Source organism: Cryobacterium breve (assembly GCF_027594785.1).
Lineage (GTDB): Bacteria > Actinomycetota > Actinomycetes > Actinomycetales > Microbacteriaceae > Cryobacterium > Cryobacterium breve_A.
The window spans coordinates 3501411-3527498 of record NZ_CP075584.1 but is presented as its reverse complement, the minus strand read 5'-3'; the positions used below and the strand labels follow the sequence as shown (position 1 = coordinate 3527498).

Genomic DNA, 26088 nt, shown 5'->3' with positions numbered 1-26088 from the left:
CGACGAGGCGGGCCCCGACCGGGCCGTAGCCGACGAGGACGATCCGGCTCGGCGCCGGGGAAGCGGGAACGGCCGCGGGGATCGGCTCAGGCATGGGCATCCGTTCGAGTCGACGGGACGGAAACGGAACCGGCGGCCCAGAACCCCGGCGTCCCCTCGAACGCCCGCACCCGGACGGTCGTGCGCTTGAATTCCGGCATGCCAGAGACGGGGTCGGTGATACCGAGGGTGAGCAGGTTCGCACGCTGGGCGCCGGGGAAGTGAAACGGCAGGAACACGGTGTCCGGGCGGATGTCACCGGTCACCTCGGCGACACAGGTCACGGTTCCCTGCGCGTTGCCGACCTCGACCTCGCCACCGTCGACGACACCGAGTCTGGCCGCGGTCGCCGGGTGCACCTGGAGCCGCGCCACCGGTTGGGCCTGGTGCAGGCTCGGGGACCCGGCGGGTCTGGGCCCCGGACTGGTAGTGCTCGAGGAGCCGGCCGGTGATGAGGGTGACCGTTCCGTCGCGCTGGGCCGGCGCATCCGTCACCCTCGCCTGCACGGCGACGATGCGCGCGCGGCCGTCGGGGTGCGCAAAACGGTCGAGGAAGAGCCGCGGGGTTCCGGTCGATCCGACCGGGTACGGCCAGTACGCGGCCTCCCCCGTGTCGAGCAGCCCGTAACTGAGACCGGAATAGTCGGCGAGCCCGCCGGCGCTCGCGCGGCAGAGCCGTCGAACACCTCGGCCGGGTCGGCGCTGAAGGTGCCGGCGGAGCCGAGCCGGCGCGCGAGTTCCTGGAAGATCCAGAGTTCGCTCCGCACCCCGTCCGGTGCGTCGATCGCGGTGCGGCGGCGGATGACCCTGCCCTCGAGGGAGGTCGTCGTGCCGTCCTCTTCGGCCCACTGGGTGACCGGCAGCACGACGTCGGCGAAGCGCGCGGTCTCGGAGTAGAAGAAGTCGCAGACCACGAGGAAGTCGAGGGCCTCGAGGCAGGCGCGCACCCGGTTGGAGTCCGGGGCGGACACGACGACGTTCGAGCCGTGCACGAGCAGGCAGCGGATGCCGCCGGGCGCGCCGAGCGAGTCGAGCAGCTCGATCGCGGGCACGCCGGCCCCCGGCAGGCTCTCAGGCGTGACTCCCCAGACGCCGGCGACGTGGGCGCGGGCGGCCGGGTCGGTGATCTTGCGGTAGCCGGGGAGCTGGTCGCACTTCTGGCCGTGCTCGCGGCCACCCTGGCCGTTGCCCTGCCCGGTGAGGGTTCCGTAGCCGGAGTGGCTCGTGCCGACGAGGCCGAGCACGAGAGCAAGGTTGATCGCTGCGGTCGCGGTGTCCGTGCCGTCGATGTGCTGCTCGACGCCGCGGCCGGTGAGGATGTATGTGCCCGTTCCGGCCGCGAGTCGGCGGGCGAGCTCGCGCAGCTGCGGCACCGGAACGCCGGTGAGCTGCTGCACCCGTTCGGGCCACCACCGGGAGACGCTGCGGCGGAGGGCCTCGAAGCCGACCGTGCGCCGTTCGAGGTAGTCGGTGTCGATGAGGCGTTCGGTGATGACGATGTTGGTCAGGCCGAGCAGGAGCATGAGGTCGCTGCCGGGCGTCGGCTGCACGTGCATGCCGCCGCCGTCCTCGGTGAGGCGCGCGGTCGCCGAGCGACGCGGGTCGACGACGATCAGGCCGCCGGCGCTGCGGGCGCCCTCGAGATGGCCGATGAACGGCGGCATGGTCTGGGCGACGTTGGAGCCGAGGATCAGGATGGTGTCCGCCGCGTCGAGGTCCTCGACCGGGAACGGCAGCCCCCGGTCGAGGCCGAAGGCACGGTTGCCTGCTGCCGCGGCCGAGGACATGCAGAACCGGCCGTTGTAGTCGATCCGGGAGGAGCCGAGCGCGACCCGGGTGAACTTGCCGAGCTGGTAGGCCTTCTCGTTGGTGAGCCCGCCGCCGCCGAACACCCCGACCGAGTCGGCGCCGTGCCGTGCCCGGCTCCCGGCGAGCCGGGCGGCCACGAGGTCGAGCGCCTTCGCCCAGCTCGCCGGGGCGTAGCCGCCGTCCGGTTGCCGGAGCATCGGGGTCAGGATCCGCTCCGGGGACGTGAGCAGTTCAGCGGCGGTCCAGCCCTTCTTGCACAGGCCGCCCCGGTTGGTGGGAAACGCCCGCCCGGCGACGGTCAGACCGGGCCGCGCCGCGGCATCCGTGCCCGCACCGGCATCACCCGACTGCATGCCGATCTCGGCATGCGTCGGTGTCAGGGTCATCGCGCACTGCAGCGCACAGTATGGGCAGTGCGTGTCGACGCCCGGGCGGGCGACGGATGCGAGGGGTGCGGTCACGGGGTCTCCTGCTGCTGGTGGGGTCGGTGATGGCGCAGATGCGGCTGCGCGCTTCGGATACGGGACGAACGCGCCGGTTTGTGGTGGCCGCGCCTGCCGGGGCGGGCGCGGCCGCGGGAAACCGGCGCGGTCGCGAGCGGGCCCAGGCTAGATGCGCTGCCCGGCCACGGAGGAGCCGCGGCGGAGGTAGAAGAACGCGGTGACGGCCATCATCACGAGGTAGGCGCCGATGAACCCGTAGATCGCGCCGGTGTAGCTGCCGGTCGCGATCTTCGAGTTGCCGAGAACCTGCGGAATGATGAATCCGCCGTATGCGCCGATCGCGGAGATGAGGCCGAGGGCTGCTGCGGTCTTCCGCTGGGTACTCACGTCGCCCGAGTTGGTGTGGGCGTCCCGCACTCCGCTGCGGGCGGCGAAGACGCTCGGGATCATCCGGTAGGTCGAGCCGTTGCCGACACCGGTCGCGACGAAGATGAGCAGGAAGCTCGCAAGGAACAGCCAGAAGTTGCCGAGGGAGAGCACCGCGATCACGAGCAGCGCGCCGAGGGCCATCACGCCGAAGGCCGTGATCGTGACGCGGGCTCCGCCGAAGCGGTCGGCGAGCTTGCCGCCGGCCGGGCGGGCGAGGGAACCGACGAGGGCGCCGAGGAAGGCGAGGGAGATCGACGCGGCCATGATGTGGAAGGTCGAGTATGCCGGGAACTGATCGGCGATGAGTTTCGGGAAGACGCTCGCGAAGCCGATGAAGGAGCCGAAGGTGCCGATGTAGAGCAGGGCGAGGACCCAGAGGTGCGGTTCGCGGAGTGCGGCGACCGAACCGGCGAAGTCGGCCTTGGCGCTCGACAGGTTGTCCATTCGCTTCCAGGCGCCCCACATCGCGACGAGGATGAACGGCACCCAGAACCAGCCGGCGAGCGAGAGGTTGAGTGTTCCGGCGGCACCGATGGTGATCACGATCGGGACGACGAGCTGGGCGACGGCGGCGCCGAGGTTGCCCCCGGCCGCGTTGAGTCCGAGGGCCCAGCCCTTCTGGCTCTGCGGGTAGAAGTAGGTGATGTTGGACATCGAGCTTGCGAAGTTGCCGCCGCCGAGGCCGGCGAGGCCGGCCACGAAGAGCATCACTGGGAACGGGGTGGCCGGGTTGCCGACGCAGATGCCGAGGGCGATCGAGGGGATCAGGAGCAGGCCGGCGGAGATGATGGTCCAGTTGCGGCCGCCGAAGCGGGCCACCATGAACGTGTACGGGAAGCGGAGCGTCGCACCGACGAGGCTCGGCATCGAGATGAGCCAGAAGATCTGGCCGGTGTCGAAGGTGAAGCCGGCCTTGGGCAGCTGCACGACGACGATGCTCCAAAGCTGCCAGATCACGAAACCGAGGAATTCGGCGAAGATCGACCACTTCCAGGTTGCGGGAGGCGATGGCCTTGCCGCCGTCGTTCCACTGGGCGGTGTCTTCGGCATTCCAGTTGTCGATCCATCGGCCGGGGCGGTGGACGAGGCTCGGGCCGGTGCGGAGACCGGTTGTGGGCGTATCGACTGCAGTCATGGTGTTCTCCTCGGGAGGGGTGTGCAGGGGAAGGACAGGGGAAGATCGGGGAAAGATCGGGGAAAGATCACGGGAAACGTCACGCGGCTTCGGAGAGGTGCACGTGCACCTCGCCGTCCTCGACCCTGACCGGGTAGGTACGAAGCGAGTACTCGGCGGTGGTGAAGCATTCGCCGGTCTCGAGGTCGTAGACCTGCTTGTGCAGGGGCGAGGCGATGGTGAACCGGTCACCGCGCGAGCCGACGATGCCGCGACTCATCACGAACGACCCGGTGACGGGGTCACGGTTGTCGACGGCGTAGAGGCCGCCGTTCGGAAGCAGCAGGATGGCGAGCTGCTCGTCGCCGACGAGGGCGGCTTCGCCCCAGAGCGGCTCGAGTTCGTCGAGGGAACAGACGCGGATCCAGGTGCCGGGGTGGTTCACGAGTGATCCCGCTTTCTGTGAGGTATGCCCGCCGGGTGGGCGATTCCCTCACGCTAAATCGGCCACGTTTCGCGGGTCCGCGCCGGGCGCGTCGAATGCGTAAAGAAGTCCTCACCCTCCCCGGGCGGGCCGGTGAGGTCCCGGTCACACCTTGTTACATGGGCGCAACCGAGGGGAAACGCGGCCCTTTTAGGCTGGCAGCACCCCCTACGGAAGGCTCCGCCATGGACAACGTCACGTTCGACGCCGCTCAGGCTCACTCAGGGCCGTCCGGCGTCCCCCGACGCGTCGTCGTCATCGGCGGCGGCCCCGCCGCGCACCGGTTCACCGAGGCCATGCAGGCCAGGTCCACTCCCGGACATGACCACGAACTCCTCGTCCTCGGCGATGAGGACCACCTGCCGTACGACCGGGTCGCCCTGTCCCGCCGCCTCGTCGACTCCGAGGACCTCACCCTCGGCGACCGCTCCCTCTGGGAGACCCCCGGCGTCACCTACCGTGGCGGCAGCCGGGTGGACAGCGTCGACCCCGCCGGCCGCACGGTCACCCTCGCCGATGGCGAGATCCTCTCCTACGACGAGCTCGTGTTCGCGACGGGATCGTCCGCCACCGTGCCGCCCATCCCCGGCGCCGAAGCCGGCCACGTCTATCGCACCATCGAGGACGTCGACTTCCTCGTCGCAGAGGTCGCCCGTCTCCGCGAGCGGCTCGGCCGGCCCGCGAACGTCGTCGTCGTCGGCGGCGGCCTTCTCGGCCTCGAGGCCGCGGGCGGCCTGCAGCGCCTCGGCGGGCTTGCCACGATCGTGCACTCCGGCCGCTGGCTGATGAGCGCCCAGCTCGACGAGGGAGCAGGGCAGGCGCTCGGCCGGCTGATCCAGGCCCAGGGCATCACCCTCGCCCTCGGCAACCGGCCCACCGAGGTGCTCACCTCCCCGACCGGCCGCGTCCTCGGCGTCACACTCACCAACGGCACCCAGCTGCACGCCGACCTCGTCGTGTTCTCGATCGGCATCACGCCGCGCGACGAACTCGCCCGCGCGGCGGGACTCGAGCTCGGCCCGCGCGGCGGTATCGAGATCACGGATGCCTGCGGCACGTCGATCCCGGGAATCTGGGCCATCGGGGAGGTCGCAAGCGTCAATGGCAGCTGTGTCGGCCTCGTCGCCCCGGCGAATGCGATGGCCGAGGTCGTCGCCGACCGGCTGCACGGCGGCGCCGCCGTCTTCCCCGGCATCGACGATGCCACCAAGCTCAAGCTCTCCGGGGTCGAAGTCGCGAGCTTCGGCGACGCCCTCGCCACCGCCGAGCACTCCCTCGAGGTCGTCTACGCCGACCCGGCCAGGGGCCTGTACCAGAAGATCGTCGTCTCGAATGATGCGAAGACCCTCCTCGGCGGCATCTTCGTCGGCGACGCCTCGCCGTACACCGCGCTCCGGCCCCTGCTCGGCCGCGAGCTCGGCGCCGAACCGAGCGCCTACCTCTCCGCGGCCGGTGCCGAGCCGCCGGTGAACACCGACCTCCCCGACGAAGTGCAGCTTTGCTCCTGCAACAACGTCTCCGTCGGTGCCGTGCGCGCCGCCATCCGCGGCGACGAGCACACCGAGGCCTGCACCGAACTCGGCCCGCTCAAGGCCTGCACCCGTGCGGGTACCCAGTGCGGCTCCTGTGTTCCCCTCGTCAAGAAGATCCTCGAGACCGAACTGACCAAGGCGGGCATCGCCGTCTCGCACGCCCTGTGCGAGCACATCGCGCTCAGCCGGAGCGAACTCTTCGAATCCGTCCGCATCCTGCAGTTGACCGAGTTCGACGAGATCATGGGCCGGTTCGGCAGCGGACTCGGTTGCGACATCTGCAAACCCGTGATCGCCTCGATTCTCGCGACGCAGACCTCGGGCTACATCCTCGACGGCGGTCGCGGCGCCCTGCAGGACACCAACGACCGCGCCCTCGCCAACATGCAGAAGGACGGCACATACTCGGTCGTGCCCCGGATCCCGGGCGGCGAGATCACGCCGGCCAAGCTCAAGGTGATCGCCGAGGTCGCCGCCGATTTCAACCTCTATACCAAGATCACCGGCGGCCAGCGCATCGACCTGTTCGGCGCCCGTCTCGAACAGCTTCCCGACATCTGGAAAATCCTCGTCGAGGCCGGGTTCGAGTCCGGCCAGGCCTACGGCAAGTCCCTCCGTACGGTCAAGAGCCTGCGTCGGGTCCACGTGGTGCCGCTTCGGCGTGCAGGATTCCGTCGCGATGGCGATCAACCTCGAGCTGCGGTACCGGGGACTCCGCGCACCGCACAAGTTCAAGCTCGGGGTTTCCGGCTGCGCCCGGGAATGCGCGGAGGCTCGCAGCAAGGACGTCGGCATCATCGCGACCGACCAGGGCTGGAACCTCTATGTCGGCGGTAACGGCGGCTTCCAGCCCGCCCACGCGCAGGCTCCTCGCCCAGGACCTCGACGACGAGACCCTGATCCGCTACATCGACCGGTACCTGATGTACTACATCCGCACCGGCGACCGGTTGCAGCGCACCGCCCGCTGGCAGGAAGACCTGGAGGGCGGGCTCGACCACGTGCGCGACGTGGTCTGCAACGACTCCCTCGGCATCGCGGAGGAACTCGAGGCCGCGATGCTCGTCCACGTCGGCGCCTATGAGGACGAATGGGCCGCGACCCTCAAGGATCCGGAGCGCCTGCGCCGGTTCCGGTCCTTCGTCAACGCCCCCGGAACCGCAGACCCCGCTCTCATGCAGGTCATCGAACGCGACCAACCCCGCCCGGCGCGCCCGGCAGAGCGCGAGGCGGTGCTGCTGTCCGGCCCGAGCATCCCGGTCCGGCCCCGCGACGCCTCTGCCACCGAACTCGTCATCGAACAGCGACAGGGAGTGTGAACCATGGATATCAGCCTCGACCTCGCCGGCCGCCGGGTCCTCGTCTTCGGAGGTGCCCTCGCGGCCAGGCGGGTGCTCGCCCGGTTCCTGGCCGCAGAGGCCATCGTCTACCTCGCCTCTGTCACGGTCGACGGGCATCCGCCCGAGAGGCCGCACCCGCAGGTACGCCCCGTCGAATACCCGCATTTCCCGCACGGCTGGCGTGACCTCGTCTCGGCGGTGGACCTGGTCGTGCTCGTCGAGGTCTCCGAGTCCACCGAGCGCATCATCGTCGATGCATGTGCCGCACAGCGCGTCTGGCTGAGTCGCGAGCCCGCGGCGTCCGTCGCACCGCTCGGGCGGGTGACCCTCGTCGGCGGCGGCCCCGGTGACGGCGGCCTCCTCACGATGGCCGGTGTCCAGGCGCTCCGCGACGCCGACATCGTTTTCTACGACAAGCTCAGCCCGCACGACCGGCTCGACGAGTGGTGCCCAGGGGCGGAGCACGTCGACGTCGGCAAGACGCCGGGCCACCATGCCACTCCGCAGGCCGACATCGAGCGGATGCTCGTCGACAGTGCCCTCGCCGGCCTCACCGTCGTCCGCCTCAAGGGCGGTGACCCGTTCGTGTTCGGGCGCGGCGGCGAGGAAGTGCTCGCCTGTCGCGAGGCCGGCGTGCCGGTCACCGTCATCTCCGGGGTCACGAGCGCGATCTCGGTGCCGGCCGCTGCGGGCATCCCGGTCACGCACCGGGATATCAGCCGCGTCTTCACAGTGCTCTCCGGACACGTGCCGCTCAGCGAGAACGAGCTCGCCCATCTCGCCGGGCTCGGGGGCACGATCGTGGTCCTGATGGGCATCGGAACGCTGCCGCACCTGGCAGCGGGACTCGCCCGCCACGGGATGCGCACGGATATGCCCGTCGCAATCATCGAGCAGGGTTTCTCGGCACGCCAACGCACCACGAAGGCCCGGCTCGACACGATCACCCCGCTCGCCGCGAAGCTCGGGGCCCGCTCCCCCGCCGTCCTCGTGATCGGCGAAGTCGTACGATTATCGCAACACGACGACGCCGCCAGCGAGGAGCCTGTTGCAGGCCATCGCGGTCAACGCCGAGCACTCACTGAACGCCGAGCACTGACCGGGGACATCCGCCCCGCTTCCCCCAGCCACCTGCCAGCTGCCACCTGCCACCTGCCACCACCCAACGAGCCGGAGACACCGTCAACGACACGAGCGCCGAAGCAAGTCAGCCCGGGTTCCGCGCAGACCAGCTCGAGGGCTTCCGCATCGCCGTCACGAGCGATCGGCGCTCCGAGGACCTCATCGCCGCCTTCTGAACGCCGCGGCGCCGAGGTCGTCCACGCGCCCGCCATCCGCATCGCGGCCGCGGCGGACGACGCCCGCATCACGAGCGACACCCTGGCGATCATCTCCGCCCGGCCCGACATCCTCCTTGCAACGACCTCGTACGGAATCCGACGCTGGTTCGAGGCTGCGGATGCCGCGGGTGTCGGCCACGAGCTCACAGAGACCCTCGAGCACTCGAGCATCCTCGTGCGCGGCCCAAAGGCGCGCGGCGCCGTGCGGGCGGCCGGCCTCGACGACGACGGGATGAGCGACGAGGAGACCACCAAGTCCCTCGTCGACTACGTGCTGCGGGACGGCGCCGCCGGGAAGACGGTCGCGGTGCAACTGCACGGCTTTACCGACCAACCCCAGCTCGAGCGCCTGGTCGCCGCCGGCGCGACGGTGTTGACCGTTGCGCCATACCGCTGGCTGCTCCCGGAGGACTCCGCACGGGTGCTGCGGCTCGTCGACCTGATCTGCGCGGGCGGGGTGGACGCGGTCACCTTCACAAGCGCCCCGGCCGTGATGGCCCTGTTCGGCGTCGCCGACTCGATCGGCCGTCTCGAGGAGCCTGCAGGACGCGTTCAGTGAGACCGTCGTCGCCGCGGCGGTCGGGCCGGTCACGGCAGGGCCCCTGCTCGCCGCCGGGCTCGCACCGATCGTGCCGGAGCGGTTCCGAATGGGCGCGCTGATCAAGCTCGTCTGCGACCACCTCGAGCAACAGCGGGTGCTGCGTCTCGACACCCGGTTCGGGCCCGTCGAGGCTCCGCGGCCGGCTGTTCTCCCTCGCCGGCGCCCAAACCACTCTGCCGCCGAGCTCACTGACGCTGTTGCGAGTGCTGCTCGCCGCCGGCGGCACGGTCACCTCCCGGGCGAGCCTCACCGCGACGCTGCCCGAGATGCAGGACGACCACGCCGTCGACGTCGCGATCAGCCGGCTGCGCCAGGCGCTCCCCGAGCCGGGCCTCGTCGCGACGGTGATCAAACGCGGCTACCGCATCGATGTCTGATCCGCGGGTATCCAGGGTGCTCAGTCGGTCTGAAGCTCACTCGCTCGCGCAGTCGGGCGCGGGAGGAATTCCGCGGTGGCTTCCTCGAGCCACTCCCACAGAGCGGACCGCCGCTCCGGCGCGAAGGTCACCGCTTCTGCGGCGGTCGGCCTGCCGATCTCCACGTACCCGTCGTGGAGCGAACCGTGGGCGTCGCCGAGCGCCAGCTCGACGGCACGACGGCCGGAACGGGTGGGCGTCGATGCCCCGGGAAGCACGCTCATCGCGGGCATGAGGTTCTTCCAGACCCAGTACATGTATCCGGGCATGTCCTTGCCGAGGCCGGTACCCGCGACGAGCCCGGGGTCGTAGGTGTTGAGCCTGCGTCCGCTTCGACCGAGGCGGGCCGCCCAGTCGTGCGCGAGCGTGACCAGGGCGAGCTTGCTCGACGCGTATGCCACTCCGCCTCGCTCGCGCTCGGCCGCGAAGCGGGTCGGGCCGTGGGCTGCTTGGTCCGCCGTGGCCAGCTCAGCGGGATGCTGCCAGACGGGATCGGGGATGAGGTTGAACGAGGCCCGTTTTCCCCGATGAGTCGAGGAGCCCATCAGCACGACATGGCCGGCGGGCGCAAGGAGCGGTTCGAGCCCGCGCAGCAGAAGATGCTGGGCGATCACATTCACCGTGAACGTCAGCTCGAAACCCTGGCTCCCGGTCCGGCGCCGACTGACGAACTGGGCACCCGCATTCAGCAGGGCGACGTCCAGGGCGGCCACTGTCCCCCGGCGCTGCTCCGCGGTGAGGTCCTCGAGCGCGCCGCGCACGCTCTTCAGATCGCTCAGGTCGACCCGGATACCGCGGGCGGCCCGGCCCCGGGCACGGGCCGTGTCGAGCGCACGGTCCAGGGCCACCGGGTCGCGCGCGAGCAGGACGAGGTTCGGACGACGGGGATGGACAAGGAGCGACTCGAACATCCGGGAACCGATACCACTGGTCGGACCGGTCAGAAGCACGGTGGGACTTGTGACGTCACTTTGTGTCATAGCCGAAACCATAGCTGATGTCACACTCTGACACAAGGGTAGGATCGGGCCATGCCCCGCTGGCCCGAAGACTCTCGACGTCGCCTGATCGACGCGGCACTCACCCTGTTCGATGAGCGGGGATTCGCGAAGTCGACGGTCGACGACATCGCGCTCAGGGCCGGCGTCACCTCCCGGACGTTCTTCCGCCATTTCGCCGACAAGGACGAAGTGCTCTTTGGTGACGACGATGACCTCCTGCCCCTGTTGATCGCGTCGCTCGCGGACGGTTCCGGTCCCGTCGGGGCCGAAGCTCACATGCGGAACGCACTTCTTGTGCTCGCGGCAGACCTCGAGCCGCGCAGGGACTCGTTGCGTCGGCGCCAGCAGATCATCGACTCGCAGATCTCCCTGTCGGGGCGCGAACTCGCCAAACAAGCGCTCTGGCAACAGACGGTGACCAGAACCCTGGTCGAGCGAGGGTTCCCGACCGACCAGGCCGATGTGCTCGCGGCCATCGGTTTTGCGCTCTTTCGCCGCTCGTTGCACGCCTGGCTCGCCGACGACCACGGCCCTTCCTTGGGCGAACGGGTGAGCGATGCCCTGACCCGGGTACGCACGGTTCTGGACGTGACCAGCTCCGAGTGAACGCCCGCCCGATCAGGCGCGGGGCAGCATCCGGGCGGCGGCGACGGCCTCGAGCACGTCCTCCGAGCCGGAGTAGATGCCGGAGCGGCGCGGCCAATGGCTGATGACGTCGGTGAAGCCGAGTTCTTCGGCCCGGCCGACGGCGTCGTCGAAGGCGCCGACGCTCTGCAGGGAGTAACTGCCGCCGCTGTCGAGGTTGAGGTACCTGTCGATCGCGGCCGGCTCGCGGCCGACGGCGATCGCGGCATCGTCGAGGCGCCCGGCGAGGGTGGCGACCGCGGCCCACCAGGCGTCACCGGCCTGGCCGTCCGGGCCTGTCGTCACCCAGCCCTCGCCGTGGGTCGCCGCCAGGCGAAGCCCCTTCGGCCCGTTCGCCGCGATCACGAACGGGAGCCGGGGCGCCTGGGTCGGCGCTCCGACCATGCGTGCGCCGACGGCCGTGAACCAGTCGCCGGTGAAGTCGATGCCTGCCGTGCTGCCCTCCGCTTCCCCACGCAGCAGCAGGTCGAGCAGGATGACGAATTCGGTGAACCGCGCGTGCCGCTCCGGGCCGGTGTACGCCCGCTGGCCGAGCACGGTGGCGTCGAAGCCGGTGCCGCCCGAGCCGACGCCGAGCAGGAACCGTCCGCCCGCGAGCTCGTCGAGGGTCGCGAGTTCCTTGGCGAAGGGCACCGGATGCCGGAAATTCGGGTTCGAGACGAAGGTCCCGAGCCGCAGGTCGCGCGTCACGAGCGCGGCAGCCGTGAGGGTCGGAATCGTGGCGTGCCACGGTTCGTCGGCGAGGCTGCGCCAGGATAGATGGTCATACGTCCAGCCGTGGTCGAAGCCGAGCCCTTCGGCGCCCCGCCACTTGCGGGAGGCTTCTGACCAGGGGTCCTGGGGGAGGATGACGATTCCGTAGCGCATGCTGCGATTCTACGACCGCGGGTTTCCCGGTGTCCCGTCCGCCGCGTGAGCCTGGCCGGCCACGGCGCGGCTCAGCAGCCCGCGGTCGTCGCGTGCCGGTCCAGCTGGAGGACGACCACGATGTTCTGCACCGTCGCCGAACCAGGATCGTAGCCGACCGGTCGGTAACAGCTCACGAGCACCAGCCGGTTGGGGATGATCCGCGTGAGTTCATCGTTGGACTTGTACGCTGCCTTGTTGAGCTCAAGGGTCTTCTGCACGACGTAGCAGAGCGTTCCGCGGGCGGTGTCGACGGCGGCGACGGCCCCGGGCGGAAGGTCTTTCAAGCCGTTGAACACGGCTGGATCGACCCAGGAATGACCGTACAGGTAGACCGTGTTGACCGCATCGGTGCCCGCGAGCCCCCGGAGATCGTGGTGTCCCAGGCAATCGTCTGGAGGGTGACCGGGTCGAAACCACCGCGGGCGTCGATCATCGTCTGGGTGTATTCCGACACGGCACCGTCGATGCCGATGGCGGGCACCCGGAGCCGGAGCGGCGCCGATGCGGAAACGACCTTGTCCGGGACCGGTACAGAAGGAGGGAGAGGAAGAGGCGAAGGCGCTGTGGACGGCGTCGGGCGGGCCGATCCGGTGGGCGTTGCGCTCATCGTGGCCGCACCGTTGACGGGGCTCGACGCTGTGATTGTATGCAGAATGCCCCAGGCACCCAGAAGCACCGCCACGAGCACAGCGAGGCCGCCGAGCAGCATTCTTCTGCCGAACGGCGGCGTGTGGTCGAGCTTTGGCGGTCGCCGGCTCGGATGCGCCCTAGCGACGAGTGGCGCCGGAACGTGCGATGAAGCCGAACGATGCAGCCACGCCGAGGATCAGGACAAGGAGGCCGGCCTGGAGGGGCAGCCAGACGCCGGGGTTCGAGCCGGGACCCGATGTGGCGGAGCCCGCGAGCGCGATACCGTCTGTGCGGGAATCGTGGAGCGTGTTCCTGGCCGCGCTCGTCGCGACGGGCGTCGGAGTGACCGCGGCAGCCGTCGGGGTGGGCGTCGGAGTGGGCACCGCTGTGATGGTGTTCACCAGGGAAACGGTGCACGTGACGAGGGAGCCGCCGCCATTGGCCGCGCCGTTGCACTGGTTGATCGAGACGGCCAGCTGGGCGCTCTGGGTCGAGGGCGCCACGGTGCATTCGACCCGGTTGGGAGCGCCGCCACCGTTGGTGGACCCGTTGCACTGGGTGATCGTCGCGCCCGTCGTCGTCGCGGGGAAGGGGTCGCAGTTGAGGCTCGGCGCGGGGCCGCCCGCACCCGATCCGCCGCACTGATTGACGGTCACGCCGGACGACGTGGCCGTGCCGGTGATCTGGTTGATCACGTGGACGGTGCACACCACATTCGAGCCGCCGCCGTTCGCGGCGTCATTGCACTGGTCCACCGACGTCGAGAGCGTGTCGTACGTCGTCGTCGTCGTGGTGCACACGGGGTTGGCGGTGTTCGCCGCTCCATGGCATTCCCGCAGGGTCACGACGGAGCCTGCCGACGCCGGTCGCGACGTCGAGCGTGTTGGTCACGGTCACGTCGCAGAGGAGTTCCAGGCCGCCGGTGTTGGCCACGCCGTTGCACTGGGCGACCGACGGGGCGGCGAATGCGCTGCCGCCGAGCGGACCGAAGGTCAGCGCCAGGATGGCGAGAAGCAGCGTGATACCCAGCAGTGCGGTACGGGCTAGAACGGACGAGCGGCCCCGGGTGTCCACAGTTTCATGGACCGATATCAACATATTCACGGGACTCCCCCAGTAGACCACAAGGTTAGCATGGCCCCCGAACGGCCGACGTCGATTGTATGCATCGAGTCGCAGCCTGCCGCCGCAGAGCCGTGCGTTTGTCGGCGCGCAGTGACACACTCGAGCCATGAGCAGCCGAGAGCATGTGACCCGATGCGCCATCGTCCCGCCCTATCTCCTGGTGCGGCTCGCGAGACTCGACGACCCGCATTACGCGGGTGCTGCCGACGCGGCGCGGCACTCGCTCCTGCGGGACGCGCCGCTGCGCGAGCGACGAAGCACGGTGCATCCGCCGACTGTCCGCCCGACGGCGCGCGGCACGTCCTCCGCTTCCGGGGAGCTCGACAGGGCCGTTTCGGATGCCGGCGGCCTCGAACGCCTGCCCGGTCGCCTGGTTCGGTCGAAGCTCCAGGCCGCCGTCGGCGATGTCGCGGTGAACGAGGCCTGGGACGGCCTCGGCCACACCCACGCCCTGTTCTGGAGCCGGTTCGGGCACGACTCGATCGACGGCCACGGGCTGCCCCTCGAGGCGAGTGTGCACTACGGCCGTGACTACGACAACGCCTTCTGGGACGGGGAGCGGATGGTCTTCGGTGACGGCGACGGGCAGGTGTTCAACCGGTTCACCGCGTCGCTGACGGTGATCGGCCACGAGCTCACCCACGGCGTCACCCAGTTCAGCGCCAACCTGGCCTACGAGGGACAGTCCGGGGCCCTCAACGAATCCGTGTCCGACGTGTTCGGGTCACTCGTCGAGCAGTCCGCCCTCGGGCAGTCCGTCGCGGAGGCGAGCTGGCTGATCGGTGCCGGGCTCTTCACCGAGCAGGTGCAGGGTGCGGCGCTGCGCTCGCTCAAGGCGCCAGGAACGGCGTACAACGACGACGTCCTCGGTATGGACCCGCAGCCGTCGGAGATGAGCGGCTTCGTCGACTCGGAGGACGACAACGGCGGCGTGCACCTGAACTCGGGAATCCCGAACCGGGCCTTCTACCTCGTGGCCGCAGAGCTGGGCGGCAATGCCTGGGAGGGCGCCGGCCAGATCTGGTACGACACCCTCACGAGCGGAACGCTGCGGCCGCATGTCGATTTCGCCGGGTTCGCACGCGCGACCGTCACGGCGGCGACCCGGCGGTTCGGCCCCGGTTCCCGTGAGCACGCCGCGGTCGTCGCGGGCTGGAGTGGCGTCGGCCTCGGGAAGGGACTCGGCGGAGTAACATCGCGGGCATGAAGGTCATCGTTTCGCGAAGCGGTGGCATCGCCGGAGTGCGGGTCACCTGGGAGGTCCAGGTGGACGAGCAGGCCGACGCTGCGGCGTGGGCCGATTTCCTCACCTCGCTGCCCTGGGACGACGTCGTCGAGCGGGCTCCGGAACCGGACCGGTACGTCTACCGCATCCGTTGCGCGCCCCACGAAGTGGTGCTCGCGGAACCGGACCTCTCCGGCCCGTGGCGTCAGCTCGTCGACCGGGTGCGCACCGCGAACGATCGCGCCTGAGGCCCCGACGGGCCTGCGCCGGCCGCACTCGGGGTACGGGTCGGCCGGGTTTCGGTCCTGCGCGCCCCGACCGGGACATTCGGGTCTGCCCTGAGTTCCCGAGGACACGGCCGGGTGGTGGCGGAGCACCCGGTTGCGTGGGAATATGAACCATGGAAACCAACGACCTGTATCCGGTGCATGTCCTCGACGATGAGGAATGCTGGGACCTCCTGATCTCCTCGAGCTTCGGTCGCCTCGCCCTCAGCATTGCGGGCGAACCAGACATCTACCCGGTCAACTTCGTGGCCGCCGATCGACGTCTGGTCTTCCGCACGGCGGAGGGCACCAAGCTCCTCGAACTCACCGTGAACAACAAGGTCGCCTTCGAGACGGACGGCGTCGGTCGCGACGAGGCCTGGAGCGTCGTCGCCAGGGGCCACGCCCGGGTGCTCGAGCACCAGGCCGACATCGACGCCGCCGACCAGCTGCCGTTGCGCCCGCTCATCCCGACGCTCAAGTACATCTACGTGGAGATCGTTCCCGAGACGGTCAGCGGTCGCCGGTTCCAGCTCGGGCCAGAACCCGAACGGTACTGATGAGCGGCACGGCCGTTCCCGGAACCGTCCTCGTCACCGGCACGTCCTCGGGCATCGGGCTCCAGGCCGCGGTCGCGGCCGCCCGCGCCGGGCACCCGGTCGTCGCGACCATGCGCACCCTCGAGGGAGCCCGCGCGCTGCGCAGCGCGAGCGAGACCGCGGGCGTGAGCCTCGACATCCGCCGCCTCGACGTCACGGAACCCGAGTCGATCGCCGCGGTCATTTCGCACATGCTCGACCGGTACGGCCGGATCGACGCCGTCGTGAACAACGCCGGGGCCGGCCACGTCGGCACGATCGAGAACGAGGGCCTCGATGTCGTGCGCGCGGTGATGGAGGTCAATTTCTTCGGTGTCGTGAGCGTGACCCGGGCGGCGCTGCCGCACCTGCGGCAGAGTCACGGTCGGCTGATCACCGTCACGAGCGTCGGCGGCGTCGTCGGCCAGCCCTTCAACGAGGCCTACTGTGCGGCGAAATTCGCGGTCGAGGGGTTCATGGAGAGCCTCGCCCCCGTCGCAGCGACCGCAGGGGTCTCGGTCACGGTCGTGGAACCCGGCGCGGTCGCGTCGTCCTTCGTCGACAACGTCGGCCTCGACCCGCGCGCCAGTCCGCCGAACGATCCGTACGCATCCGCCCTCGCCGGGTATCTCGCCAGGGCCGCCCAGTCGTTCAGTGCCGCGCAGTCCGCGGAGAGCGCCGGGGCCTTCGTCGCGGCTCTGCTCGACGGAGAGCGGCCGCCGTTCCGGGCGCAGACCTCCGACGCGGCGCGTGCATTCGTCGGCGTCAAACTCGCCGACGCCGATGGCTCCGCCGTGCAGCGGATGACCGCGGCCTGGCTCGACTAGCGGCCTCGATCACCGGCTGAGGCGCAGGAACCGGAGCACGGCCAGCCCGTAGGCATCGGCCGCGTCGGTCGCCTCGACGGCCTCGAGCACCCCCGCGAGCAACGCGGTGACACGGTACGCGTCGTCGCCGAGCCGCTCGAGCGAGTGGAAAGCGCCTCCGAGCATCTCCCGGAGCCTGGTCCTCCCGCGGGAGCCACAGGGCGTCCTCGAGCGCGAGCGAGTCGAGCGCCCACTCCGTCGTGCCGTTGAAGCCGAGGATGGTACCGGTGTCGAATTCGTGCGGTTCGATGGTCATCTCGCTGACCGTGAACACCTCGACATCGAAGCCTGCCCGTTCGATCCGGAACGCGTCGCCGGAGGACGGCCGCCAGGCGAGCCCGGCGGCCTCGAGTGCTCGTGCGCAGTCAATTGAGATCACGGGACATTCTCACCCGGACGAACGCAGACCACTAGCGTTGAAGGGAAGAGTTTTCAGGAGGACGTCCGTGACCCGAACCGTGAACCTGACGGTGCACGTCAAACCCGGCAGCCGCAAAGGTCCCCTCGTCGCCGTCGACGACCCGGACGCGCTCGGCCCCGGAGCGGCGACAAGCGCGCCGGCGGATGCCTCGCTCACCGTCTACCTGCAGCAGCGGGCCGTCGAGGGCGCCGCCAACGACGCCCTCGTCAAGCTGCTCGCGAAGCACTTCGCCGTGTCGAAGAGCGCCGTCACGATCGTGCGCGGACACACGTCGCGGGTTAAACACGTGCGCATCGACCACGAGTCGTGATCGATGCGCACGGATGTTGCGGGTGAGTGTGCGGCCTAGCTGACGCCGCGCAGGTCGATCACGAAGATGAGGGTCTGGCCGGAGAGGCGGTGTCCTCCGCCCGCGGGCCCGTACGCCAGGTGCGGCGGCACGACGAGCTTGCGACGCCCGCCGACCTTCATGCCGGGGATGCCCTGCTGCCAGCCCGCGATGAGCGAGCGCAGCGGGAAGTTGATCGACTGGCCCCGGCTCCAGGAGGAGTCGAATTCGTCGCCGGTGTCGTATTCGACGCCGAGGTAGTGCACGTCGACGGTCGCGCCGGCGGTCGCCTCGGCGCCCTCGCCAACCACGATGTCGGTGATGGTGAGGCTCCGTGGGCGCTGGGCCCTCCGGTGCGTCGAGTTCGGGCTTGGTGTTCAGATCAGTCATGCACCTATCCAATCGGATTTCCCGCCGGCATGCACGCTGGAAATTACCCCTTGCGCGAACGCCGCCCGAAGGCGCACGATATCAGCAAGAACTCGTCATCCGGGAGAGTCGTCGGCAGTGCCACGCCACCGGATGACGAGTTCACTCGTTAACGGCCGCGGGTCGACCGGCCGCGGGCTGCATCCACCCCGGGCGCCCGATGCCGGGTCTCAGCCGATCACGATCGCCCGGTGCGCTTGGACGAGGGCGAGAAGCTCGGCCTCGTCGGCGCGGGCGACCCGGTCGGCGGTGCCGTTCAGCATCCGCTGCCTGGCGAAGGCGAGCCGGGTCGCATCGGCGATGAACAGGCGCATCGCAACGCGACGTTCCCGGGGCTGCCGGGCGGCCCAGGCGCGTGCCTGCCGCCGGCCGGGACCTGTCGCAAGCATCGAGACCTCGCGCGGCGTGAACCAGCCCGCCGCCGCGTACTCGCCGAGCCTGTCGACGGTGATCCTCTCTTCCTGGCGCCGGAGCAGCACAACGGCGACGATGTACCCGATGAAGAGCGGGAGCTGGACGAGCACGTAGTAGAAGAGAAGCGCGGAGTCGGTCGTGAGCAGGTAGGCCGCGCCGTTCCACAGGCCGTGCAGGGCGACCGCGAGCGCGAAGCCGGCGAGAACGATCAGGACCCGGCCGAGCGTGCCGCCGGCCCTGCGGCGGCTCACGATGCCGAACGCGATCCCGGTGCACGCCGTGAAGGTGACGTGGGCGAACGGGGAGAAGACCCCGCGCACGAGGAAGGTGAAGCCGAGCCCGTCTGCCCCGCCCTCGGCCATCGCCACCCCGAAATACTGGATGTTCTCGGAGAACGCGAAGCCGGCCGCGATCGTCGCCGCATAGACGATGCCGTCGACGGGGCCGTCGAAACGGCGCCGGAGCACGAGGAAGAGCACCAGGATCCCGACGCCTTTCGCGCCCTCCTCGACGAGGGGCGCCTGCAGCACGGCGGCGAACGCGTCGGTGCCGGTGCCAGAGCCGCCCGCCTCCGAACCGCCTCGGGAGCTCCCCACCGCGGCGAGCGCGAGCTGTACGCCGAGGTCGAAGACGAGGGCGGTGACGATGGAGACTCCGGCTCCCCAGAGGAAAGCGAACCAGAGCGCGGGGCGGGGTTCCGGCTCCCAGCGGTCGATCCAGCGCACCACGAGCAGGATGCCGGTGAGGGGTACAAGTGCGAGCAGGAGGCAGAGCACGAGAGCGGATGCGCCGAGGAACGTCGACAGGTAGACGAACACGAGCAGCAGGGCCAGGCTCCCGAAGACGAGCCCGATGATCGTCAGGGCGATCAGGCCGCCACGGGTGCGGCGCACGGGAGCGGTCCACACCGGGGAGACCGGGGTCGCCGGCCCACCGAGGGGCCGGGCGTCGGAACCGGTCGCGGGAGCTGGCTCACGAGTCATGACCCACAGGATAGCGGCCAGGCCGGCTCCGGCTGGCACCGCATTCGGGGGTCGCGATCAGATCTCACGGACTCGAGCCGGGCTCCTGCCGACCGGCGCGGGCGTGGTCCTGTGGGAGGGACGGTCGGCGAGGCGGCGAAGGGGCGCGCGATGTCCGAATTCCGCTACCGTCGCCGGGGGCGGGATGGCAGGCTGGATGCGTGAACCCTGCAGACGCCACCAGACGCACTCCCGGCGGCTCCGGCGCGGCCGGCCTCGCCGGAACCGCAGACCGCGGCGCCGACCGCCTCGCAGACCCGGTCTTCGCGGAACGGTACCGGGCGATGAGCTCTCGCGACGCGCGGTTCGACGGCCAGTTCATCACCGGAGTGCACACCACCGGGATCTACTGCCGGCCGAGCTGCCCGGCAGCGACCCCCCGGCCCGGCAATGTCTCCTTCTACCTGACGAGCGCCGCGGCGCACGAGGCCGGCCTGCGCGCCTGCAAGCGCTGCCTGCCGGACGCGGTGCCCGGCTCCCCCGACTGGAACACGAGGGACGACCTCGCGGCGCGCGCGATGCGCCTGATCGACGACGGCACCGTCGAACGCGACGGTGTGCCCGGCCTCGCACGCCGCCTCGGCTACACCCCACGCCACCTCACCCGGGTGCTCGTCGCCGAGCTCGGCGCCGGCCCTCTCGCCCTCGCCAGGGCGCACCGCGCCCAGACCGCACGCCTGCTCCTCCTCGGCACCGCCCTCCCGATCAGCGACGTCGCCTTCGCCGCGGGATTCGGCAGCGTACGCCAGTTCAACGACACGATCGCCGCGGTCTACGAACGCACCCCGGGCGAGCTGCGCCGTTCGGCGCGCTCACCGCGAGCGGGCGGCCCGGCCGGCGCACCCCGGGCAGCGGCCCGAACGGCGACCATGGCCGAGGCGCCCGCCACCGCGCACGCGGTGACCACCACGCACCGCCAGGCCCCGGGGTCCCCCGGTCCACGGGGCGCTGCGACGGGATCCGCGCCCGGGCACGGGCGCGCGACCGGTCCGACCGCATCGGGACGGTCCGCGCTCCTCGTGACCGACCGGGCGGATGCCGCCGGCCGGGCGCCCGGAGACCCGGGTCTTGTCGCGGGGCCGGGCACGGGCATCCGCCTGCTGCTGCCCGCGCGGGCCCTGTTCGACGGGGCCGGCGTGCTCGCGTTTCTCGGCACCCGGGCCCTCCCGGGGGTCGAGCTGGCCGGACCGGGCACCTATGCGCGCACACTGCGCCTGCCGCACGGGGCCGCGACGGTCGAGCCTGAGCCTCGCCGGCACCGAGGACGCGCCCCAACTGGCGTGCGCGGCGCGGCTCGGCAGCCTCGACGACCTGGCCCCGCTCGTGAGCCGGGTGCGGCGGCTGCTCGACCTCGACGCCGATGCACAGGCGATCGACCGGGCACTCTCCGCTGACCCGTTCCTGGCCGGGGCGGTGCGCGGCGCACCGGGGATCCGCCTCCCCGGCAGCATGGATCCGGAGGAGACCCTGTTCCGGGCGTTGTTCGGGCAGCAGGTCTCTGTCGCATCCGCCCGTACCGCGTTGACCCGGCTGTGCGCGGAGCTCGGCGATCCCCTGCCGCTCTCACTCCCGGCCGCAGCGACCCCGGCCGCAGCGACCCCGGCCGGGCAGGCGACCGCGCCGGCGTCCACGCCCGGCGACGAGCTGGCACCGGGCCTGGACCGGCTGTTCCCGACGGCCGAACGCATCGCGGCCGACGGGCACAACGTGCTGCGCGGACCGGCCAGGCGGATCGGTGCGATCCTCGGCGTCGCAGAAGCACTGGCGACCGGCGAGCTCGCGCTGTCGACAGCGGATTCCCGGGAGTCACTCACCGCAAAGTTGACCGCGCTGCCCGGGATCGGACCGTGGACCGCCGGCTACGTGGCCATGCGCGTGCTCGGGAGCCCGGACATCCTCCTGACGAGCGACCTCGCCCTCCGTCAGGGGGCTGCCCGGCTCGGCCTGCCCGCCGACCCGCGCGCCCTCGCGGCGCACGGCGCACGCTGGGCGCCCTGGCGAAGCTACGCCGGAATGCACCTGTGGCGGGCCGCCGGTCTCCCCGGGCCGCCTGCGGCGTAACGCACACGATTGGCCGCTACTCTAGGCAGGTGAAGTTTGCGCACCTCAGAGTAGAAGGCCAGTCCACGCCCCGCCTGGCGGCGGTGTTCGGGGAATCCGCGCTTTTCCTCGACGAGATCCTCGAGGACGCCCCGCGTGACCTGCAGGACCTGATCGAACGCGGCAGCCCCGAGTACGACCGGGTGCGCGCGCTCAGCGAGCACGCGGCCGCCCACGGGGCGACGCTCACTCCGCTCGAGGAGCCTGCGCCACTCATCCGCCGTGCTGCGGCCGCCGCAGATCATCGCGATCGGCGCCAACTACGCCGCGCACTCCGACGAGCTCAAGCTGCGGACCGAGGCAGGGGCGATCCTGTTCTCGCTCTGGCCGAACTCCCTCACCGGGCACGGGTCGACGGTCACCTGGGCGAGCGACATCGCCACCCAGGTCGACTACGAGGCGGAGCTCGGAGTCATCATCGGGCGTCCGGCCCGCAACGTGTCGGTGCGCGACGCCCTCGACTACGTGTTCGGGTACACGGTCGTCAACGACATCACGGCCCGCAACCTGCAGTTCTCCGAGGCGCAGTGGTCGCGGTGCAAGTCCTTCGACGGCTTCACCCCGACCGGCCCGGTCGTGGTCACCCGCGACGAGATCGCCGACCCGCAGGACCTCGGCCTGACCACCCACGTCGACGGGCGCATCATGCAGGACGCCTCGACCGGCGACATGGTGCGCACGGTCGCCGAACTCGTGTCCTACCTCTCGCAGACCTCGACGCTCCTGCCGGGAACGCTCATCTCGACCGGCAGCCCCGGCGGCGCCGGTTACAGCCGCACTCCCCCGGTCTTCCTGCACGACGGCTCGACCGTGACGATCACCGTGGACAAGATCGGCTTCCTCACCACGCACTGCCGCACGCTCTGACGCTCTCCGGCGCCGGCCGGGAGTAGCATGTGCGGCGAGACCGTGCCCGACCCGAATCGGTGCGGCGAGAGGGGGTGCCATGACCCGCGTCTCGGTCGTGATCCCCTGCTACAACGACGCGCCCTTTCTCGAGGTGGTCCTCGCCGCGCTCGCCGCCCAGACGCGACCGGCCGACGAGGTCATCGTCGTCGACAACGCCTCGACGGATGCCTCCGCGCGCGTCGCCCGGGCGGCCGGCGCCGTTCTCGTGTCCGAACCCAGACACGGAATCTGGCCGGCCGCCGCGACCGGCTATGACGCGGCATCCGGTGACCTGATCGCGCGGCTCGACGCCGACTCTGTGCCGCCGCCGGACTGGATCGCGCACTTCGAGACGATCCTCACCCGCGCTCCCCTGGTGGACGTCGTCACGGGGCCGGGTGATTTCTACGACTGCCCGCGGCTCGTGGCCGCGCTCGGGCGGTTCGTGTACCTCGGAGGGTACTTCCGGCTGATCGGGCTCTGGCTTGCGCAACCGCCGATCTTCGGATCGAACTTCGTCATGCGGCGCGCGGTCTGGGCGGAGGTGCGCACCCTCGTGCACCGGGAGCGGGACGACGTGCACGACGACCTCGACCTGAGCCTGCACCTGCCGCCCTCGATGTCCGTTCGGTTCGACCCCGCCCTCCGGGTCGGCATCTCCGCACGACCCTTCGACACCTGGCGCGGCATCGCCAGGCGGCTCGAGTGGGCGTACCGCACCCTCGCCCTGCACGGGCCGGCGGGGTCGCCGTGGCGGCTGCGCAGCGCCCGCCGGACCTGGTCCCGCCGCATCCGCGCCTGAGCGCTGTGCACTTCGCCGAGGGCGGGAGCAGAGCTCCGCCGGCCGCGCACCATGTGCGCCGCTTCGCGCCCGGCATGCCGGGCGCGAAACGGCGGAATTGGCGCGCGAAACGTCGCGGGCCAGTTTCGCCGCAACGCCGCGCACCCGAGAGCCAAGGAGCGCTGCGGGGGTCAGGAGCGGGCGTAGAGGGCGAGCAGGTCACGGGCGAGCTGGTGCGGCGTCGTCTCGCAGGGACTGTGGCCGGTGCGGTACACGCAGAGCTGTGCACCGATCCGGGTAGCGAAGGCGTGGTGGAGCCCGAGCGGCCAGAGATCCCGCTCTCCCACGGCCACGAGCAGCGGAACCGGGGTCCGCGCGAGGTCCTGCTGCAGGTCGGGGGCGTTCTTCATCAGCTGCATGATCTCGTCGACGCTTCGACGGATCGTGTATTCGAAGCGCAACCGCACCAGGTGGAGCCGGCCGGGCGGCGCCTGGTTGCGGTTGGTGACGAGGCCCCACATCAAGAGGCTCGCGATCGTGTGCGCGGGCAGCAGCCAACTGAGCGGCCCGATCCAGCGCACTCCGCGGAAGGTCTGGCCGGTCAGGGGCGGGGCGCCCAGCAGTACGAGGCTCGCGAACAGGCCCGGATGCTCGACGAGCGCGATCTCGGCGACGATCCCGGCGAAGGAGTAGCCGAGCACGTGCACCGGCGTCGTCCCCGCCTCGAGGACGGCCACGAGGTCGGCCGTGAACAGCCGGTAGTCGAAACTCTCCCCCGCTTCCGGCCCTGCGCCGGCCGACTCGAACTGTCCCGCGAGGTCGTAGCTCTCCACGAAGTAGCCGGCGTCGGCGAGCAGCGGCGCGAGCAGCACGAAGTCTTCCTTCGATCCGGTCGCCCCTGGCACGAGCAGGACCCGCGGATGCCCCGGCTCACCCCAGGCGAGCGCCGCGAGGGAACCGCTCGGCACCTCGAACCGGAAGGCCCTGGCGCCCGGCGGCAGCACGGTCCAGTCGCGGTCGTTGAGCGTGCGGTCGAGCGCCGCGGACGGATCGGCGCCGACCGCGCTCTCGAGGACGCCGGCCGGCCGGTGCACCGCGCGTCGTCTCTCCCGGATGGACACGCTGACACAGTAGCGCGACCCGGTCGTCCCGGATGGGTGGGACCGGCATCCGTTTTACCGCGGGTTCCGACCGTGCGACGCGATGCCTCAGAGCGTGTCGTCCCGGAAGACCTCGCTCTCCATGGCGTCGTAGCCCTCGACCTGCGGGTCGCCGTGTGTGCCGCCCGAGAGCGCGTATTCCTCCTCCGGCGACAGCACGAGCTGCTTGCGGCCGAACAGGGCGAAGCCGATGAGCATCACGACGTAGACGATCGCGATCGCCACGATTGCCGGCCGGAACAGCTCGTTGAGCAGGAAGCCGAGGAAGATCGCGAGGGCGATCACCCCGGCGAGAATGGCGCCGGGCACCCCCATCGGGCTCAGGTACGGGCGGCTCACGTGGGCGAAGTTGCGGCGGAGCAGCACGAACGAGGTCATCTGCAGCAGGTAGGCGAGCACGGCGCCCCAGACGGCGATGTTGAGCACGATCGCGCCACCGGTGCCCGCGGCGCCCCCGGTGAGGTCCACGATCACGAGGCCGAGGAACCCGATCACGGCGCCGACGAGGAGCGACACCCACGGGGTCTGTCTCTTGCCCGTCAGCGAGAGGAACTTCGGGTAGTAGCCGGCCCGGCTGAGCGAGTACATGTTGCGGCCGTAGGCGAACATGATGCCCTGGAGGGAGGCGAGCAGCCCGATCAGGGCGAACGCGCTCAGGACTGCGGCGAGGCCGTCGGGCAGGATGGCGCGGAACCCGTCGAGGAGGGGCTCGCCCGAGGCGCCGAGCGAGTCGGAACCGGTCAGTCCGGGGTTCAGGACCAGGACGACGGCGCCGCAGGCGACGAGGGTGATCATGCCCATGATCCCGCCGCGGGGGATGTCCTTCGCCGGGTCGTGCGCCTCCTCGGCGGCGAGCGGCAGTTCCTCGATGCCGAGGAAGAACCACATCGCGAACGGCAGCGCGAACAGGATCGGCAGCACCCCGTGCGGCAGGAACGCGGTCTGCCCGGCGTCGGGAACGATGTCGTAGAGCTTGTCGACGCTCCACTGGCCGGATGCGAGGGCGAGCACGGCGAACACGGCGAGGATCGCGATCGACAGGAACGCGACGACGAGGGCGAACCGGAAGGAGACCGCCGCCCCCGCCGTGTTGAGGGCGATGAAGACGAGGTAGAGGATGATCCACCAGACCCAGGCGGGGAGCGTGAAGCTGAAGAGCACGTCGGTGATGCCGTTCGCGTATGAGGCGGAGAAGTAGACGATCACGGCCGTCGTCGCCACGTATTCGATCGTCTCGGCGAGACCGGTGACGAACCCGCCCCACGGACCCATCGCCGCCCTGGCGAAGGAGTACGCGCCGCCGGTGTGCGGCATCGCCGCGCTCATCTCGCCGATCGAGAACAGCATCGCGAAGTACATCACCACCACGATGACGAAGGCGATCGCCATGCCGCCGAAGCCGGCGGATGCGAGTCCGAAGTTCCAGCCGGAGAAGTCGCCGCTGATCACGGCGGCGATTCCCATCCCCCAGATCCCCCAGAATCCGGCGGTGCGTTTGATGCTGCGTTTCTCGAAGTAGCCGGCCTCAGCCGGCGTGTAGGTGACGCCGGAAACGCTCGTCTTGTCTGGCTCGGCCACGGGTCTCTCCTCTTCCTCGGGTGGCACGATTGTAGGGCGGTCAATGGCTCGCTGTACATACCTTTGGACGGGTTCAGGCGCGAATATTTCTGCACCCGGTCGGGGCATCCTGTGTTGTAATGGTCGAATCGACGCGCCATTGATCCCGTTCACCCCTCGAATACCCACGCGACTT

21 protein-coding genes and 7 pseudogenes are annotated in these 26088 nt (G+C 70.4%); 15 read left to right on the top strand and 13 right to left on the bottom strand.

Going from position 1 to position 26088, the window contains the following annotated elements; translation table 11 throughout:
- Window positions 1–86: 86 nt before the first annotated feature.
- From KIV56_RS17180 to nirD, 3 genes and pseudogenes are all read right to left on the bottom strand, one after another.
- Window positions 87–2309, bottom strand: a pseudogene (locus KIV56_RS17180) (molybdopterin oxidoreductase family protein).
- Between the two features lie 147 nt (window positions 2310–2456).
- Window positions 2457–3855, bottom strand: a pseudogene (locus KIV56_RS17175) (MFS transporter).
- A 79-nt stretch (window positions 3856–3934) separates the two neighbouring features.
- The gene (nirD, locus tag KIV56_RS17170) at window positions 3935–4279 is read right to left on the bottom strand and encodes a nitrite reductase small subunit NirD (RefSeq protein WP_281534367.1); all 345 of its coding nucleotides are present in this window, start codon (window positions 4277–4279) and stop codon (window positions 3935–3937) included.
- A 224-nt stretch (window positions 4280–4503) separates the two neighbouring features.
- On the opposite strand from nirD, the pseudogene nirB reads away from it, so the two are divergent.
- The 4 genes and pseudogenes from nirB (at window position 4504) to KIV56_RS17150 (ending at window position 9508) form a co-directional block, all read left to right on the top strand.
- Window positions 4504–7169, top strand: a pseudogene (nirB, locus tag KIV56_RS17165) (nitrite reductase large subunit NirB).
- A 3-nt stretch (window positions 7170–7172) separates the two neighbouring features.
- Window positions 7173–8231: pseudogene (cobA, locus tag KIV56_RS20665) on the top strand (uroporphyrinogen-III C-methyltransferase); the annotation flags it as partial.
- A gap of 54 nt (window positions 8232–8285) precedes the next feature.
- Window positions 8286–9089 (top strand): uroporphyrinogen-III synthase, encoded by an 804-nt coding sequence (locus KIV56_RS20660; RefSeq protein ID WP_281536205.1) that lies wholly within the window; start codon window positions 8286–8288, stop codon window positions 9087–9089.
- A 245-nt stretch (window positions 9090–9334) separates the two neighbouring features.
- On the top strand, window positions 9335–9508 hold the full coding sequence (locus tag KIV56_RS17150; RefSeq protein WP_432432570.1) for a winged helix-turn-helix domain-containing protein: 174 nt from the start codon (window positions 9335–9337) through the stop codon (window positions 9506–9508).
- A 20-nt stretch (window positions 9509–9528) separates the two neighbouring features.
- On the opposite strand, the gene KIV56_RS17145 is transcribed toward KIV56_RS17150, so the two are convergent.
- Window positions 9529–10527, bottom strand: coding sequence for an SDR family NAD(P)-dependent oxidoreductase (locus tag KIV56_RS17145; RefSeq protein ID WP_281534366.1), 999 nt, complete (start codon window positions 10525–10527; stop codon window positions 9529–9531).
- Between the two features lie 51 nt (window positions 10528–10578).
- Here KIV56_RS17145 and KIV56_RS17140 point away from each other — a divergent pair, with 51 nt between their 5' ends.
- A complete protein-coding gene (locus KIV56_RS17140; protein ID WP_281534365.1) occupies window positions 10579–11154 on the top strand; it encodes a TetR family transcriptional regulator in 576 nt (191 codons plus the stop codon).
- A gap of 12 nt (window positions 11155–11166) precedes the next feature.
- On the opposite strand, the gene KIV56_RS17135 is transcribed toward KIV56_RS17140, so the two are convergent.
- The 4 genes from KIV56_RS17135 to KIV56_RS17120 all read right to left on the bottom strand — a co-directional run bounded on the left by KIV56_RS17135 (window position 11167) and on the right by KIV56_RS17120 (window position 13806).
- A complete protein-coding gene (locus KIV56_RS17135; RefSeq protein ID WP_281534364.1) occupies window positions 11167–12060 on the bottom strand; it encodes an LLM class flavin-dependent oxidoreductase in 894 nt (297 codons plus the stop codon).
- Window positions 12061–12131: 71 nt separating this feature from the next.
- On the bottom strand, window positions 12132–12485 hold the full coding sequence (locus KIV56_RS17130; protein WP_281536203.1) for a class F sortase: 354 nt from the start codon (window positions 12483–12485) through the stop codon (window positions 12132–12134).
- 384 nt (window positions 12486–12869) lie between these two features.
- The gene (locus KIV56_RS17125) at window positions 12870–13532 is read right to left on the bottom strand and encodes a hypothetical protein (RefSeq protein WP_281534363.1); all 663 of its coding nucleotides are present in this window, start codon (window positions 13530–13532) and stop codon (window positions 12870–12872) included.
- Window positions 13471–13806, bottom strand: coding sequence for a hypothetical protein (locus tag KIV56_RS17120; RefSeq protein ID WP_281534362.1), 336 nt, complete (start codon window positions 13804–13806; stop codon window positions 13471–13473). The genes KIV56_RS17125 and KIV56_RS17120 overlap by 62 nt, the downstream gene beginning before the upstream one ends.
- 157 nt (window positions 13807–13963) lie before the next feature.
- Between KIV56_RS17120 and KIV56_RS17115 the strand changes: the two genes are divergently transcribed.
- The 4 genes from KIV56_RS17115 (at window position 13964) to KIV56_RS17100 (ending at window position 16753) form a co-directional block, all read left to right on the top strand.
- Window positions 13964–15064 carry a M4 family metallopeptidase gene (locus KIV56_RS17115; RefSeq protein ID WP_281534361.1) on the top strand — a complete coding sequence of 367 codons (1101 nt, stop codon included), beginning with the start codon at window positions 13964–13966 and terminating at the stop codon, window positions 15062–15064.
- Window positions 15061–15330 (top strand): protealysin inhibitor emfourin, encoded by a 270-nt coding sequence (locus tag KIV56_RS17110; RefSeq protein WP_281534360.1) that lies wholly within the window; start codon window positions 15061–15063, stop codon window positions 15328–15330. The genes KIV56_RS17115 and KIV56_RS17110 overlap by 4 nt, the downstream gene beginning before the upstream one ends.
- Before the next feature lie 152 nt (window positions 15331–15482).
- Complete coding sequence (locus KIV56_RS17105; protein WP_281534359.1) at window positions 15483–15908, top strand: pyridoxamine 5'-phosphate oxidase family protein; 426 nt, start codon at window positions 15483–15485, stop codon at window positions 15906–15908.
- On the top strand, window positions 15908–16753 hold the full coding sequence (locus KIV56_RS17100; protein ID WP_281534358.1) for an SDR family oxidoreductase: 846 nt from the start codon (window positions 15908–15910) through the stop codon (window positions 16751–16753). The genes KIV56_RS17105 and KIV56_RS17100 overlap by 1 nt, the downstream gene beginning before the upstream one ends.
- 9 nt (window positions 16754–16762) lie before the next feature.
- Here the strand turns inward: KIV56_RS17100 and KIV56_RS20655 are convergent, their stop codons facing one another.
- Window positions 16763–16918, bottom strand: coding sequence for a hypothetical protein (locus KIV56_RS20655; protein WP_432432569.1), 156 nt, complete (start codon window positions 16916–16918; stop codon window positions 16763–16765).
- A 320-nt stretch (window positions 16919–17238) separates the two neighbouring features.
- Between KIV56_RS20655 and KIV56_RS17090 the strand changes: the two genes are divergently transcribed.
- Window positions 17239–17523, top strand: coding sequence for a DUF167 domain-containing protein (locus KIV56_RS17090; RefSeq protein WP_281534357.1), 285 nt, complete (start codon window positions 17239–17241; stop codon window positions 17521–17523).
- Window positions 17524–17558: 35 nt separating this feature from the next.
- On the opposite strand, the pseudogene KIV56_RS17085 reads toward KIV56_RS17090, so the two are convergent.
- Both KIV56_RS17085 and KIV56_RS17080 read right to left on the bottom strand, forming a co-directional pair.
- Window positions 17559–17931: pseudogene (locus tag KIV56_RS17085) on the bottom strand (FKBP-type peptidyl-prolyl cis-trans isomerase).
- Window positions 17932–18140: 209 nt separating this feature from the next.
- Entirely contained in the window at window positions 18141–19367 is a 1227-nt protein-coding gene (locus KIV56_RS17080) for a PrsW family intramembrane metalloprotease (protein ID WP_281534356.1), read from the bottom strand.
- 323 nt (window positions 19368–19690) lie between these two features.
- Between KIV56_RS17080 and KIV56_RS20650 the strand changes: the two are divergent.
- The 5 genes and pseudogenes from KIV56_RS20650 to KIV56_RS17060 all read left to right on the top strand — a co-directional run.
- Window positions 19691–20239: pseudogene (locus tag KIV56_RS20650) on the top strand (bifunctional transcriptional activator/DNA repair enzyme AdaA); the annotation flags it as partial.
- 36 nt (window positions 20240–20275) lie between these two features.
- Window positions 20276–20800: an AlkA N-terminal domain-containing protein gene (locus KIV56_RS20645; protein ID WP_432432647.1), complete on the top strand. Its 525-nt coding sequence runs from the start codon at window positions 20276–20278 to the stop codon at window positions 20798–20800.
- Window positions 20730–21467 (top strand): DNA-3-methyladenine glycosylase family protein, encoded by a 738-nt coding sequence (locus KIV56_RS17070; RefSeq protein ID WP_432432568.1) that lies wholly within the window; start codon window positions 20730–20732, stop codon window positions 21465–21467. Before KIV56_RS20645 ends, KIV56_RS17070 begins: the two co-directional genes overlap by 71 nt.
- 29 nt (window positions 21468–21496) lie before the next feature.
- A pseudogene (locus KIV56_RS17065) lies at window positions 21497–22373 on the top strand (fumarylacetoacetate hydrolase family protein).
- 79 nt (window positions 22374–22452) lie between these two features.
- Window positions 22453–23196, top strand: a complete 744-nt coding sequence (locus KIV56_RS17060; protein WP_281534355.1) for a glycosyltransferase family A protein — start codon at window positions 22453–22455, stop codon at window positions 23194–23196.
- Window positions 23197–23366: 170 nt separating this feature from the next.
- On the opposite strand, the gene KIV56_RS17055 is transcribed toward KIV56_RS17060, so the two are convergent.
- Window positions 23367–24296: an alpha/beta fold hydrolase gene (locus tag KIV56_RS17055; protein WP_281534354.1), complete on the bottom strand. Its 930-nt coding sequence runs from the start codon at window positions 24294–24296 to the stop codon at window positions 23367–23369.
- Between the two features lie 87 nt (window positions 24297–24383).
- The gene (locus tag KIV56_RS17050) at window positions 24384–25913 is read right to left on the bottom strand and encodes an amino acid permease (RefSeq protein ID WP_281534353.1); all 1530 of its coding nucleotides are present in this window, start codon (window positions 25911–25913) and stop codon (window positions 24384–24386) included.
- Window positions 25914–26088: the final 175 nt, after the last annotated feature.